Raw genomic sequence first — 12230 nt, 5'->3', positions numbered from 1 at the left:
CGGATCCGGGCTCAGATCCCGCCTCAGATCCGGCCGAGGCGGGCCGCGTGCACGCCGGCCTGGAAGCGGCTCTCCGCTCCCAGGCCGGCGGTCAGTTCGGCGACCAGCCGGCGCACCGTACGCTCGGACACCTCCAGCTTGCGGGCGATCGCCGCATCGGTGCGGCCGGCCGCGAGCAGCCGCAGCACCTCCAGATGACGGTCGGTCATCTCCGTCGGGTCGGAGAGGAGTTCCGGCGGTGTCCAGGCGGCCGACCAGAAGTACTCGAACAGCTCCGCCACCAGTGCGACCAGGGCCGGTTCGCGGACCACCACGGCCGCCTCCGCCACCGGGGCGTCGCCGTCCGGACCGGCGCCCGGCGCGGGCAGGATCGCCAGCCGGGCGTCCACCACGATCAGCCAGAGCGGCAGCGAGTGGGCGGCCCTGATCCTGGCCCCGGCGCCGGTCAGCTCCCGGACGTGCGCGAGCACGGCGGGCCGGCGCAGCGCGGCGGCCGGGTAGATGGTGCGCAGGGCGGCGCCGTGGGCGAGGGCGAGCCGTTCGCGGGCCAGCTTGCCGGCCAGGGCCGGACCCGACAGGTCCTGGCCCGGGCGCAGGGAGAGCGCCTCGGTGCGGGCACCGCGGGCCGCGTCCTCCAGCAGGGCGGCGATCCGGTCGGCCCCGCGGACGAGCTCGAGGGCGGTACCGGCGTGGTGGCGGTGCTGGACCGGCAGGTAGCCGGTGTGCAGGCGGTCGACGGAGTCGCGGGCCCGGCGCAGGGCCGTGACCAGGGCGCCGACCTGCTGGTCGGCGTCGAGGAGCAGTTGGCGGACGGCCGTGTCGACGGAGACCGCCGCATGACCGGCAGCGTGATCGCCGACGCCGTCGGCGCCCTGGCCCGGCCCCCGACCTGCGCCCCGACCTGTCTCCTGGCCCGCGCCCCGACCGCCGGCCGTCGGCTGGAGCAGGCCGAGCGCGAGGAGCTCGCCGGTCGCGGCGGCGAGGCGGCTCTCGTCCCAGCCCAGGCCGAGGGCGACGGCCGGGCGTCCCGGCTCGGCGAGCAGGCGGGCGTAGAGCAGGGTGGCGTCGCTGTCGGGGCGGCCGTCGGGGCTCTCCATCAGCGCAGCGTAGTGAGGGGGCGGCGGGTGGGTCCGGGGTTTCCGAGGAGCGAGACGGCCGCCCCTTCCGCTCCCGGTCATGGCCGGTTCCGGCAGCGCCGGGGCGGCTGACCCGCGGTCCGGCGGTGGCCAGGATGGGCCCATGGCTCTTCCCGAAGCTTCGACGATCTGGTTGGACGGCGCACTGGTGCCCTGGCAGGAGGCGCGGGTGCACGTCCTGACGCACGGACTGCACTACGGCACAGGGGTACTGGAGGGCACCAGGGTGTTCGCGACGGCGGACGGCCCGGCGGTGTTCCGGCTGCCCGAGCATCTGCGCCGGCTGGAGCGCAGCGCCCGCATGCTGCGCATGGAACTCCCCTACACCGTGGATGACTTGACCAAGGCAACGATCGAACTGGTGCGCGCCAACGGCCACCGGTCCTGCTATCTGCGGCACTTCGCCTTCCTCGGCTACGGCTCGATGGGGATGGACATGCGCTCCTCCCCCGTCTCGACGTCGATCGCGAGCTGGGAGTGGCAGTCCCAACTCCCCGAAGCGGACGCGGGGATCAGGGTGAAGACGAGCAGCTGGCGGCGGAACGACCCGAACACGGTGCCGCCCGCCGCGAAGGCGACCGGCCCGTATCTGAACTCGGTGCTGGCCCGCCGGGAGGCGACCGACGCGGGGTACGACGAGGCGCTGCTGCTCGGCCCGGACGGCTCGGTGAGCGAGTGCACCGGGGAGAACGTGTTCGCGGTGCGCGACGGGGTGCTGCGTACCCCGCCGACCAGCGCGGGAGCGCTGGAGGGGATCACCCAGGACACGGTGCTGGCGCTGGCCCGGGGCCTGGGGGTGGAGGTGCGGGTGGAACGGCTGCTGCGCTCGGATCTGTACGCGGCGGACGAGGTGTTCGTCTGCGGGACGGCGGCCGGGGTGGTCCCGGTGCGGTCGCTGGACGACCGGGAGCTGCCGGCCGCGCCCGGCCCGCTGACGGCCCGGCTGCGGGCGGCCTACGAGGCGGCGGTCTCGGGCGCCGATCCCCGGTACCGGCACTGGCTGACCCCGGTGGAGTGAACCCGCCCGGAGGCCGGACGGTCTCCGGGTGCGGACTCAGATCTCGTACACCGCGCCGGCCCGGGCGACCTCGACCGGGCCGGCGAAGGCCTCGGCGGCGTCCCGCAGGTTGTGCTCGGCGTCGGTCCACGGTGGGATGTGGGTGAGCACGAGGCGCCGGGCGCGGGCGGCGGTGGCGTGTTCACCGGCCTCACGGCCGTTGAGGTGGACGGCGCGGTAGGTGTCCCGGCCGTCGAGGTAGGCGGCCTCGCAGAGGAAGAGGTCGCTGTCGCGGGCGAGCTCGACGAGTTCGGCGCTCTCCCCGGTGTCGCCGGAGTAGACGAGGGCCCGGCCGTTGTGTTCGAGCCGGAAGGCGAAGGCGTCGACCGGGTGGTTGACCTGCGCGACCCCGATCCGCAGCGGGCCGAGGTCGAAGCCGCCGGGAGTGAGGGTGCGGAAGTCGAAGACCTCCTTCATGCCGGGGTCCTCCGGCATGTCGTAGGCGCGGGCGAGCCGTTCGGCGGTCCCGGCCGGGCCGTAGACCGGCATCGGGTCGGGACAGCCCCCGGCACGGTAGTTGCGCGCGACCCAGTAGGCGCAGAGGTCGATGCAGTGGTCGGCGTGGAGGTGGCTGAGCAGGACGGCGTCCACCTCGTAGAGGTCGGCGTACTTCTGCAGGGCGCCGAGCGCGCCGTTGCCGAGGTCGAGCACCACCCGGTAGCCGTCGGCCTCGACGAGGTAGCTGGAGCACGGCGAGTCGGCGGACGGGAAGCTCCCCGAGCACCCCACCACGGTCAGTTTCATCCGAGCCCCTCCGCCCCGACACGTCCTGGCTGCTGCTGGTCAATGGCAGTACGGGCCGGTGAACCGGCCGGTAGCACTGCGTTCGCGTGTCGAGAGTAAGGGGGGAGCGGCACTTTGCCCCCGTCTCCGTGCCGCGCTGTGGCTGGAATCACCAGAACGCCTGGGCCGGGGGCGGCGTCTCCGGTTCAGCGGTGGCCGGGGCGCCTGCGGGCCCAGGTCCTGATCGTGGCGGGGTACCAGCGGGGGTGGCCGCTGCCGTCGACGACGTCGGGGGCGGGCAGCAGGCCGTGCCTGCGGTAGTTGCGGACGGTCTCCGGCTGGACCTTGATGTGGCGGGCGATCTCGGTGTAGGTCCACAGGTCGGTGCTGTGCCTCACGGGGTCACTCCGTTTGCGTCGGGAAACGTTCGTGAGCAGCCTTTCCGGGGGCCGGGGGCATCCTCGCCCAAGATCGGACTCTGTGGTCATTCCGTGACGAACCGGAAGCAGAGTCCGGACAAATACCCGGCCGCGGCGACGGTCACAGTGGTGCGGGGAGCCGCGTGCCCGGTACGGTCGGCCGCATGACTGGCATCTGGGTGGTCCTGGCGGTGGCGGCGGTCGCGGCCCTGGCCTTCGTCGTGCCGGCGCTGGTCCGGCGGGCCCGGCAGGCGCCCGCACCGGCCGCGCCACGGCCGGCGAAGGGCCGTCCCGGACCGGCGCCGCAGGAGATCTGGTGGGCCGAGGTCCCGTTCGAGGACGGCCCGGGGTCGAAGGACCGCCCCTGTCTGGTGCTGCGGGTGAACGGCCGGGTCGCGACCGTCGCGAAGATCACCAGCAAGCACCACGCCGACCGCCCCGGGGTGCTGCCGCTGCCGCCCGGCACGGTGGCCGACCGGCAGGGCCGGAGCAGCTGGCTGGAGACCGACGAGCTGCGCGAGGTGCCGCTCTCGGCCTTCCGCCGCCGGGCCGGTGCGGTGGACGGGCAGACCTGGGCCCGGGCCCGGCACGCGGCCGGGGTCTAGCGGTCGGGCCGTCCGCCCGTCCGGCGGGAAGGGCCCTACGCCCAGAGCTGGCCCTGAAGGGCCTCGACCGCGTCCTCGGTGGTCTCGGCGGTGTAGATGCCGGTGGAGAGGTACTTCCAGCCACCGTCGGCGACCACGAAGACGATGTCGGCGCGGCGGCCGGCCGCGGCGGCCTTGCGGCCGGCGCCGATGGCGGCGTGCAGGATGGCGCCGGTGGAGACGCCGGCGAAGATGCCCTCCTGCTGGAGGAGCTCGCGGGTGCGGCGGACGGCGTCGGCGGAGCCGACCGAGAAGCGGGTGGTGAGCACCTCGGCGTCGTACAGCTCGGGGACGAAGCCCTCGTCGAGGTTGCGCAGACCGTAGACCAGGTCGTCGTAGCGGGGCTCGGCGGCGACGATCTGCACGCCGGGGACCTTCTCGCGCAGGAACCGGCCGACGCCCATCAGGGTGCCGGTGGTGCCGAGGCCGGCCACGAAGTGGGTGACGGTGGGCAGGTCGGCGAGGATCTCGGGCCCGGTGGTGGCGTAGTGGGCACCGGCGTTGTCCGGGTTGCCGTACTGGTAGAGCATCACCCAGTCGGGGTGCTCGGCGGCGATCTCCTTGGCGATCCGCACCGCGGTGTTGGAGCCGCCGGCGGCCGGGGAGGCGATGATCTCGGCGCCCCACATGCGGAGCAGCTCGCGCCGTTCCTCACTGGTGTTCTCGGGCATCACACAGACCATCCGGTAGCCCTTGAGCTTGGCGGCCATGGCGAGCGAGATGCCGGTGTTGCCGCTGGTGGGCTCCAGGATGGTGCAGCCGGGGGTGAGCCGGCCGGCGGCCTCGGCGCGCTCGATCATGTGCAGCGCCGGGCGGTCCTTGATGGACCCGGTGGGGTTGCGGTCCTCCAGCTTGGCCCAGAGGCTCACCAGGCCGTCGGCGTTGCCGGGGAGCGCGGCGGAGAGTCGGGGCAGGCGGACCAGCGGGGTGTTGCCGACGGCTTCGAGCGGGCTGTCGTAACGCAAGGGGGCCTCCGGCAACGGCGGTGAGGGTCGGGTGCGGCGGCTCTCCCGCCCGCGCCGCCCGGTGGGCGATCGGGCGGGAGAGCGGGAGGTCAGCGGGCGCCGCCGGCCACGGCGGGCAGGATGGTGACGCTGTCACCGTCGGCGAGGGCGGTGGAGATGCCCTCCAGGAAGCGGACGTCCTCGTCGTTGAGGTAGACGTTGACGAAGCGGCGCAGCTCGCCGCCGTCCAGCAGGCGGGCGGCGATGCCCGGGTGGCGGGCGTCGAGGTCGTGGAAGAGTTCCCCGAGGTTGCTACCGGTGCCCTCGACGGCCTTGGCGCCGTCGGTGTAGGTGCGGAGGATGGTCGGGATGCGGACCTCGATGGCCATGGGTGCGCTCCTGTGCGAGTGGTGGGGTGGTGGGCCGCAGCGGACGCGGCAGGGCGGGGTGGGCCCGGGGCCTGGGGCCGACGGCGGGCCTGGACGGGCGGCTCAGCGCGAGCGCGCCGGCGTGCCGGGACAGATCGCACTGGCGAGCCGGCACAGGTCGACGTGCAGGCGCGCCACAAGGCGGATGCCCGGGGCCTGGTTGCTCACATCGACGGAACGCATGGACTCATCGTATAGATTCCCGGGCCCGCTCCGACATGCCCGTCTCGGGATCCGGATGTTTCCGTTTCTGCTGCTGAGACAGCACGGCCCGCCGACCGCTTCGCGGACAGTCGGCGGGCCCCGCCCAGGTGGGTGCTGGTCAGGCCGGGTAGGCCTCGACTACCTGGACGTCTTCCTCTGTGATCGCGCCGTCCACGATGCGGAACGAGCGGAACTGGTACGGGTCGTCCGCGCCGTTGCCCTCGGCGGTGGAGACCAGGACGTAGTGGGCGAACGGCTCGGAGGCGTAGCTCACGTCGGTGCGCGACGGGTAGGCCTCGGTGGCGGTGTGCGAGTGGTAGACGATCACGGGCTCCTCGTCCCGGTCGTCCATCTCGCGGTAGAGCTTGAGCAGGTCACCCGAGTCGAACTCGTAGAAGGTGGGCGACCGGGCGGCGTTGAGCATCGGGATGAACCGCTCCGGCCGTCCGCTGCCGGCCGGTCCGGCGACCACGCCGCAGGCCTCGTCCGGATGGTCGGCGCGGGCGTGGGCGACGATCGCGTCGCGCAGTTCTCGGGTGATGGTCAGCATGCGGCCAGGATAGCCACGCCCCGGCCGGTGTCCGCCGGGGCGTCCACGGCCCGGCTCAGCCGCTGTCGCCGACGTGCAGGTGGTCATGGGCGGTGCCGTGGACGGCCTGCGGGCGGGTGCGCTTGAGCACCTGGTAGCCGACGACCAGGAGCACGGCCCAGACCGGGAAGACGTAGAGCGAGATCCGGCTGATCGGGTCGAAGGCGATCAGCACGACGACCAGGGCGAGGAAGGCGAGAGCGGCCCAGCTGCTCCAGACACCGCCGGGCGCCTTGAAGCTGGGCGGTGGCAGGTGGCCGTTCCGCCAGGCCCGGCGGTAGCGGATCTGGCAGATCAGGATCATCGCCCAGGTCCAGAGCCCGCAGACGGTGGCGACCGAGGTGATGTACTCGAACGCCTTGGCCGGCACCAGGTAGTTGAGCACCACGCCGACGCCCATCAGCAGCGAGGAGACGGTGATCGCGACGGCGGGGGTGCGGCGCGCGTTGAGGCCGGTGAGCCGGCCGGGGGCCTGGCCGCGCAGGGCGAGGTCGCGCAGCATGCGGCCGGTGGAGTACATGCCGGAGTTGCAGGAGGAGAGCGCGGCGGTGAGCACCACGAAGTTGATGATGCCGGCCGCGGCCGGGATGCCTATCTTGCCGAAGGCGGCGACGAACGGGCTGACGCCGGGCTGGAATTCGGTCCACGGCACCAGCGCGAGGATGATCGTCAGGGCGCCGATGTAGAACAGCACGATGCGCCAGGGCAGGGTGTTGATGGCCCGCGGCAGGGTCTTCTGCGGGTTCTCGCTCTCCCCGGCGGTGACGCCCACGAGTTCGACGCCGAGGTAGGCGAACATCACGATCTGCAACGTCATCACGGTGGCGCCGATGCCCTTGGGGAAGAAGCCGCCGTTGTCCCAGAGGTGGGTGATCGACGCGGTGTCACCGGCTTTGCTGAAGCCCAGGGTGAGCACGCCGATGCCGATCAGGATCATGCCGATGATGGCCGTCACCTTGACCATGGAGAACCAGAACTCGATCTCGCCGAACAGCTTCACCGAGATCAGGTTGGCCGCGTACAGGATGACCAGGAAGGTCAACGCGCTGATCCACTGCGGGATGTCGGGCGCCCAGAACCGTATGTAGACGGCGGCGGCGGTGGTTTCCGCCATGCCCGTGACCACCCAGAAGAGCCAGTACGTCCAGCCGGTCACATAACCCGCGAAGGGGCCGAGGAACTCCCGCGCGTACTCCGCGAAGCTGCCCGACACCGGGCGGTAGGTGAGCAGTTCGCCGAGGGCCCGCATGATCACGAAGATCACCACGCCGGCGACGGCGTAGGACAGGATCAGGCTCGGCCCCGACCTGGAGATCGCCGTGCCCGCACCGAGGAAGAGGCCGGTGCCGATGGCGCCACCGATGGCGATCATCTGGATCTGGCGACTGCCCAGCCCCCGCTGGTAACCCTCCTCGTCCGGCTTGGCGTCGACGACTTCGTCGTAGAGCTGTTCGGCCATGGTTCACCGTCCTGGGTGGGTCTCGTGGGGAGGAGGAAGTCGTACCACGCAGGCTCCGAATAGCGGTGTTCATCTGAGCGACATTTGAGCATGACCTGGTAGGTTTTCGCCCGTTTTAGACAGAAATGCCCCGACCATCGGTCCATCATGTGAACAGATGGTCGGGGCGGCCCGGCGGCGGGAGAATCAGTCCGCGATCGCCTCCAGCAGCGACTCCTGGAGTGCGCCCAGCCAGAGGTAGGCCATCACCAGCGGCTTGCGCTCGTCGGTGTCCGGCAGGTCGTACAGCCCCTGCTCGTCCTCCTCGGTGACCTCCAGCCGCACGCCCAGCGTCAGCCGCAGGTCGTTGAGCGCGCCCAGCCAGCGCAGACCGTCGGCGGCGGCCAGCTTGAGCACCCCGCCCTCGCCGCCCAGCCCGTCCAGGGCCCGGACCACGTGCAGCGCGTCCTCGCGCTTGCGGGCGCGCAGGTCCAGCTCGGTGTAGCGGCGGAACTCGGCGGAGGCCACCTTGTCCTCGGCCTCCTCGGGCCGCTCCGGATCGCCGTACGCGTCCGGGAAGAGCCTGGCCAGCGCCGGATCGGCGGGCGCCTCGGTGGGCCCCTCGGCGAACAGCGCGGCCAGCGGGTCGCCGCCGCCCTCCGCCGCCGGGCCGGGGCCGATCAGCTCCAGCATCTGCACCTCCAGGGAGCGCAGGATGGAGGCCTCCAGCTCGTCCAGCGCGATCGCCGCGCTCCCGCCGCCGGCACTCTCGAACAACCCAGCCATCTGTATCGGTCAGCCCGTCTCGTCGATTCGGTGGTGTGCGGAGCCCGCGCCGGCGGGTCAGTCGTGCTGCAGGGTGGCCCAGAGGCCGTACCCGTGCATCGCCTGGACGTCACGCTCCATCTCCTCGCGGGAGCCGCTGGAGACCACTGCCCGGCCCTTGCTGTGCACCTCCATCATCAGCTTCCTCGCCTTGTCCTTCGGGTAGCCGAAGTAGGCCTGGAAGACGTGCTGGACGTAGCTCATCAGGTTGACCGGATCGTTGTGCACGATGGTCACCCAGGGCGTGTCCGGCTCCACCACCGGCAGGCCTTCGACCTCCGGGCGCTCGATCTCCGCGGGCGCGACACTCACCGCTGGGTCCTCCCTCGCTGTGCTCTCTCCCACATGCCCTTCCAGCCCCCATGCTGCCATCCGGGGGACCCGCGGGCGATTCCGCCCCAGGTACCGCGAACGAGAAATCGTCACTCTGACGCTAAGTGGTAGTAGCATCATCCACATGGACGCCACTTCCGTGCGCGCGGCCGGCTCGACCGCGCTGTTCACCGATCGTTATGAGCTCACCATGCTGCAGGCAGCCCTGCGCAGCGGGGCCGCGCACCGCCGCTCCGTCTTCGAGGTGTTCACCCGCCGGCTCCCGAACGGCCGGCGCTACGGCGTGATGGCCGGCACCGGCCGGGTGCTGGACGCCGTCGAGGACTTCCGTTTCACCGCCGCACAGCTCGACTGGCTGGCCGGCCAGGGCGTGGCCGACGAGGACACCCTGCGCTACCTGGCCGACTACCGGTTCACCGGTGACATCCACGGCTACCCGGAGGGCGAGGTCTACTTCCCCGGATCGCCGCTGCTCACCGTCGAGGGCACCTTCGCCGAGGCGGTGATCCTGGAGACGGTGATCCTCTCCATCCTCAACCACGACTCGGCGATCGCCGCCGCCGCCTCCCGGATGACCGCCGCCGCCGGCGGGCGCCCCTGCATCGAGATGGGTGCCCGGCGCGCCCACGAGCACGCCGCCGTCGCGGCAGCCCGGGCCGCCTACGTGGCCGGCTTCGGCGCCACCTCCGACCTGGAGGCCGGCTTCACCTACGGCATCCCGACCACCGGCACCGCCGCACACGCCTTCACCCTGGTGCACGACAGCGAGCGCGACGCGTTCCGGGCGCAGATCGCCTCCATGGGCAAGGGCACCACCCTGCTGGTCGACACCTTCGACCTGCGCGAGGCGGTGCGCACCGCCGTCGAGGTGGCCGGACCGGAGCTGGGCGCGGTCCGGATCGACTCCGGCGACCTCACCCTGCTGGCCCACCGGGTCCGCCGCCAGCTGGACGAGCTCGGCGCCGAGCGGACGAAGATCATCGTCACCTCGGACCTGGACGAGTACGCGATCGCCGCGCTGGCCGCCGCACCCGTGGACGGCTACGGCGTCGGCACCAGCCTGGTCACCGGCAGCGGCCACCCGACCTGCGCGATGGTCTACAAGCTGGTCGCCCGGGCCACGTCGGCGGACGGGCCGCTGGCCCCGGTGGCCAAGCGCGCGGCCGGCGGCAAGACCAGCATCGGCGGCCGCAAGTGGGCGGCGCGCCGGCCCGACGGGGAGGGCGTCGCCGAGGCCGAGGTGGTCGGCACCGGGCCCGTCCCGGCCGGGCTGGAGCCGCACCTGATGCAGGTGCCGCTGGTCCGGGCGGGCGAGGTGGTCGGCCGGGAACCCCTGAGCGCGGCCCGCGAGCGGCACGTCCGGGCCCGGGCGGCGCTGCCGCTGTCGGCCACCCAGCTGTCCAAGGGCGATCCGGTGCTGCCCACCGAACTGATCGTCTGAACGTTCGAACGCAGGTCTCGCGCGGAGGCGGCGGGCCCGGGCCTTCCGCCTCCGCGCGCCACTCCCTAGAGTCAGCCGTAGAGTTCCCGCGGAGCTCCCGAGGACCTCCCGAGGGCTCCCACCGCCGGGGCGCAGACCCCCCACAACCGAGGATGCGAGCCATGCACCGGGCACTGATCGTCGTCGACGTGCAGAACGACTTCTGCGAGGGCGGCAGCCTGGCCGTCTCCGGCGGGGCCGAGGTGGCCGCCGCGATCACCGACCTGATCGCCGAGTCCTCCCCCGGGTACCAGCACATCCTCGCCACCCGCGACAACCACATCGACCCGGGCGACCACTTCTCCGACCGGCCGAACTACATCAACAGCTGGCCGGTGCACTGCGTGGCGGGCACCGAGGGTGTGGGCTTCCACCCCAACTTCGCGCCCTCCGTCACCTCGGGCGCCATCGAGGCGGTCTTCGACAAGGGCGCCTACGCGGCGGCGTACAGCGGGTTCGAGGGGATCGACGAGAACAACCGCGGACCGGTGGAGTGGCTGCGCGAGCGGCAGGTCACCGAGGTGGACGTGGTCGGCCTCGCCACCGACCACTGCGTCAAGGCCACCGCGCTGGACGCGGCCAGGGCGGGCTTCACCACCCGCGTCCTGCTGGACCTGACGGCGGGCGTCATGCCGGCGACCGTCTCCGCCGCGCTGGAGGAGCTGCGGGCCGCCGGGGTCGAGCTGGTCGGCTCCCCGGTGGTGCGGAGCTGAGCCCCTGCTCCGCAGACCGCTCGGCACGCGGTTCGGCACGCGGTTCAGAACTCGGTGACCATCAGCTCCACCACGTCGGTACCACCCCGCAACAACGCCTCGCGCAGCTCCGCGCCGACCGCGTCCGGGTCGGCGGCCAGCCGCGCGCCGGAGAGGTGGACCACCCGGACCCCGAGGTACTCCATCCGCTGCTGGCCGCCGCGCACCCAGGCGGTCTCCCCCTCGCTGACACAGCGCAGCTCCGAGTCGACCTCCACCGCCACGCCCGCCTGCGGCCAGTAGAGGTCCGGAACGGCGATGTAGGTGCCGCCGCGCATCCGCAGTTCGGGGCCGGCCAGCGGGGCGGGCAGCAGCCACGCGTCCACCACCTCGCCGACCCGGTCCAGCGCCACATCCCGCTCGGCGGCCAGCAGTTCGTCCAGTGCGGCCCGCACGGCCGGGTCGGCGATCAGCCCGGACTCGGTCAGCTCGGCGACCAACTCCCCCGCCGTGCAGCGGACGTCCGGCCGGTGCACGGCCTCGCGCAGGACCTCGCGGACCAGCCGCGGGCCGGCCGCGACGCCCGGCGCGGCCCCGTCCGCCGTCCACGCGCACAGCGCGTCGGCGACCGCCCGGGCGACCGGCGCACACGCCAGGCCCTGCACGGACCGGGCCACCAACTCCCGCTCGGTGCGCCGGATCCGCACCTCACCGGCGTCCTTCAGCCGGCGCTGCCGGGGCACCAGGACGTCCACCCCGGTGACGGCGGTCAGCCGCGGCGCGGCCGCGAAGCCGTACAGCGCGAGCGCGGCCGTACCGGTGATCACCGCGCCCTCGCGGCGGCCCTCCTCCCGGCCGTTCTGCGCGGCGTACAGCAGGGCGGCCCACATCCGCTGCTCCGGCGTCGGCCCTTCGTCCTGCAACAGGTAGACGCGGGGCAGCAGCCGCCGCCACGGGCCACCACGGCGGCAGTGCTCACTGACGACCCGGGCCGGCACGCCGCGGGCGCGCAACTGGCTGGCGGTGACAACATTCTGCTGACGCTTCGCCAGCTCCTCCAGGGAAGGCGGCGGCGAGGGAATCCGGTAGCTCATGCCGACACCATCCCCAACAGCACCGACCGGCCATCAGGCGCCTGACGCACTGTTACCCAACCGTCGCGAAACCGGGATCAGCCCGCACTAAAGTCCCCATACCCTCACCCATTCGGAGCAATGGTCGGCCTTATGGTTGTCATCACCGATCGAAGCCGATCGCCGACCAGGGCGTTTGACCGTGGGTGACCAAGGGCATACGCCGAAGCCCCTCCGGGAGTCAC

At 72.6% G+C, this 12230-nt stretch carries 15 protein-coding genes; 4 read left to right on the top strand and 11 right to left on the bottom strand.

The features are described from left to right. Positions 1-23: 23 nt before the first annotated feature. The gene (locus tag ACIQIB_RS19070) at positions 24-1097 is read right to left on the bottom strand and encodes a LuxR C-terminal-related transcriptional regulator (RefSeq protein WP_400759164.1); all 1074 of its coding nucleotides are present in this window, start codon (positions 1095-1097) and stop codon (positions 24-26) included. A gap of 142 nt (positions 1098-1239) precedes the next feature. Here ACIQIB_RS19070 and ACIQIB_RS19065 point away from each other — a divergent pair, with 142 nt between their 5' ends. Beyond that, positions 1240-2154, top strand: coding sequence for a branched-chain amino acid transaminase (locus ACIQIB_RS19065; RefSeq protein ID WP_400759161.1), 915 nt, complete (start codon positions 1240-1242; stop codon positions 2152-2154). 36 nt (positions 2155-2190) lie between these two features. Here ACIQIB_RS19065 and ACIQIB_RS19060 read toward each other — a convergent pair whose 3' ends face one another. Continuing rightward, entirely contained in the window at positions 2191-2937 is a 747-nt protein-coding gene (locus tag ACIQIB_RS19060; protein WP_363606647.1) for an MBL fold metallo-hydrolase, read from the bottom strand. Positions 2938-3122: 185 nt separating this feature from the next. Then, positions 3123-3314, bottom strand: a complete 192-nt coding sequence (locus ACIQIB_RS19055; RefSeq protein ID WP_363606646.1) for a MerR family transcriptional regulator — start codon at positions 3312-3314, stop codon at positions 3123-3125. Between the two features lie 185 nt (positions 3315-3499). On the opposite strand from ACIQIB_RS19055, the gene ACIQIB_RS19050 reads away from it, so the two are divergent. Continuing rightward, positions 3500-3940, top strand: coding sequence for a type II toxin-antitoxin system PemK/MazF family toxin (locus ACIQIB_RS19050; RefSeq protein ID WP_363606644.1), 441 nt, complete (start codon positions 3500-3502; stop codon positions 3938-3940). 35 nt (positions 3941-3975) lie between these two features. Here ACIQIB_RS19050 and ACIQIB_RS19045 read toward each other — a convergent pair whose 3' ends face one another. From ACIQIB_RS19045 to clpS, 7 genes are all read right to left on the bottom strand, one after another. Further along, a complete protein-coding gene (locus ACIQIB_RS19045) occupies positions 3976-4944 on the bottom strand; it encodes a PLP-dependent cysteine synthase family protein (protein ID WP_400655586.1) in 969 nt (322 codons plus the stop codon). 89 nt (positions 4945-5033) lie between these two features. Further along, positions 5034-5312, bottom strand: coding sequence for a MoaD/ThiS family protein (locus ACIQIB_RS19040; protein WP_350544771.1), 279 nt, complete (start codon positions 5310-5312; stop codon positions 5034-5036). Between the two features lie 102 nt (positions 5313-5414). Further along, positions 5415-5534 (bottom strand): putative leader peptide, encoded by a 120-nt coding sequence (locus ACIQIB_RS19035; RefSeq protein ID WP_363606640.1) that lies wholly within the window; start codon positions 5532-5534, stop codon positions 5415-5417. A gap of 139 nt (positions 5535-5673) precedes the next feature. Further along, positions 5674-6105 (bottom strand): Mov34/MPN/PAD-1 family protein, encoded by a 432-nt coding sequence (locus ACIQIB_RS19030; RefSeq protein ID WP_400759157.1) that lies wholly within the window; start codon positions 6103-6105, stop codon positions 5674-5676. Between the two features lie 55 nt (positions 6106-6160). Then, complete coding sequence (locus ACIQIB_RS19025) at positions 6161-7603, bottom strand: amino acid permease (RefSeq protein ID WP_363606637.1); 1443 nt, start codon at positions 7601-7603, stop codon at positions 6161-6163. A 186-nt stretch (positions 7604-7789) separates the two neighbouring features. Next, on the bottom strand, positions 7790-8368 hold the full coding sequence (locus ACIQIB_RS19020; protein ID WP_363606636.1) for a DUF2017 domain-containing protein: 579 nt from the start codon (positions 8366-8368) through the stop codon (positions 7790-7792). A gap of 57 nt (positions 8369-8425) precedes the next feature. Beyond that, on the bottom strand, positions 8426-8719 hold the full coding sequence (gene clpS / locus ACIQIB_RS19015) for an ATP-dependent Clp protease adapter ClpS (protein ID WP_363606635.1): 294 nt from the start codon (positions 8717-8719) through the stop codon (positions 8426-8428). Between the two features lie 145 nt (positions 8720-8864). On the opposite strand from clpS, the gene ACIQIB_RS19010 reads away from it, so the two are divergent. Continuing rightward, complete coding sequence (locus ACIQIB_RS19010) at positions 8865-10181, top strand: nicotinate phosphoribosyltransferase (protein ID WP_400655581.1); 1317 nt, start codon at positions 8865-8867, stop codon at positions 10179-10181. Between the two features lie 161 nt (positions 10182-10342). After that, positions 10343-10933, top strand: a complete 591-nt coding sequence (locus ACIQIB_RS19005; protein ID WP_400759154.1) for a nicotinamidase — start codon at positions 10343-10345, stop codon at positions 10931-10933. Between the two features lie 44 nt (positions 10934-10977). Here the strand turns inward: ACIQIB_RS19005 and ACIQIB_RS19000 are convergent, their stop codons facing one another. Next, positions 10978-12006, bottom strand: coding sequence for a hypothetical protein (locus ACIQIB_RS19000; protein ID WP_363606630.1), 1029 nt, complete (start codon positions 12004-12006; stop codon positions 10978-10980). Positions 12007-12230: the final 224 nt, after the last annotated feature.

The organism is Kitasatospora sp. NPDC092286, assembly GCF_044755565.1.
Lineage (GTDB): Bacteria > Actinomycetota > Actinomycetes > Streptomycetales > Streptomycetaceae > Kitasatospora.
Note: the sequence above shows the minus strand (reverse complement) of the source record. Positions and strands in the feature narration are given on the sequence as shown.

Bases quoted from the DNA above. Each gene is read 5' to 3' on its own strand.
- ACIQIB_RS19060 (WP_363606647.1), bottom strand. From the start codon at position 2,937: ATGAAACTGACCGTGGTGGGGTGCTCGGGGAGCTTCCCGTCCGCCGAC.
- ACIQIB_RS19025 (WP_363606637.1), bottom strand. From the start codon at position 7,603: ATGGCCGAACAGCTCTACGACGAAGTCGTCGACGCCAAGCCGGACGAG.
- ACIQIB_RS19000 (WP_363606630.1), bottom strand. From the start codon at position 12,006: ATGAGCTACCGGATTCCCTCGCCGCCGCCTTCCCTGGAGGAGCTGGCG.
- ACIQIB_RS19040 (WP_350544771.1), bottom strand. From the start codon at position 5,312: ATGGCCATCGAGGTCCGCATCCCGACCATCCTCCGCACCTACACCGAC.
- ACIQIB_RS19030 (WP_400759157.1), bottom strand. From the start codon at position 6,105: ATGCTGACCATCACCCGAGAACTGCGCGACGCGATCGTCGCCCACGCC.
- ACIQIB_RS19010 (WP_400655581.1), top strand. From the start codon at position 8,865: ATGGACGCCACTTCCGTGCGCGCGGCCGGCTCGACCGCGCTGTTCACC.
- ACIQIB_RS19070 (WP_400759164.1), bottom strand. From the start codon at position 1,097: ATGGAGAGCCCCGACGGCCGCCCCGACAGCGACGCCACCCTGCTCTAC.
- ACIQIB_RS19020 (WP_363606636.1), bottom strand. From the start codon at position 8,368: ATGGCTGGGTTGTTCGAGAGTGCCGGCGGCGGGAGCGCGGCGATCGCG.
- ACIQIB_RS19050 (WP_363606644.1), top strand. From the start codon at position 3,500: ATGACTGGCATCTGGGTGGTCCTGGCGGTGGCGGCGGTCGCGGCCCTG.
- ACIQIB_RS19005 (WP_400759154.1), top strand. From the start codon at position 10,343: ATGCACCGGGCACTGATCGTCGTCGACGTGCAGAACGACTTCTGCGAG.
- ACIQIB_RS19035 (WP_363606640.1), bottom strand. From the start codon at position 5,534: ATGCGTTCCGTCGATGTGAGCAACCAGGCCCCGGGCATCCGCCTTGTG.
- ACIQIB_RS19065 (WP_400759161.1), top strand. From the start codon at position 1,240: ATGGCTCTTCCCGAAGCTTCGACGATCTGGTTGGACGGCGCACTGGTG.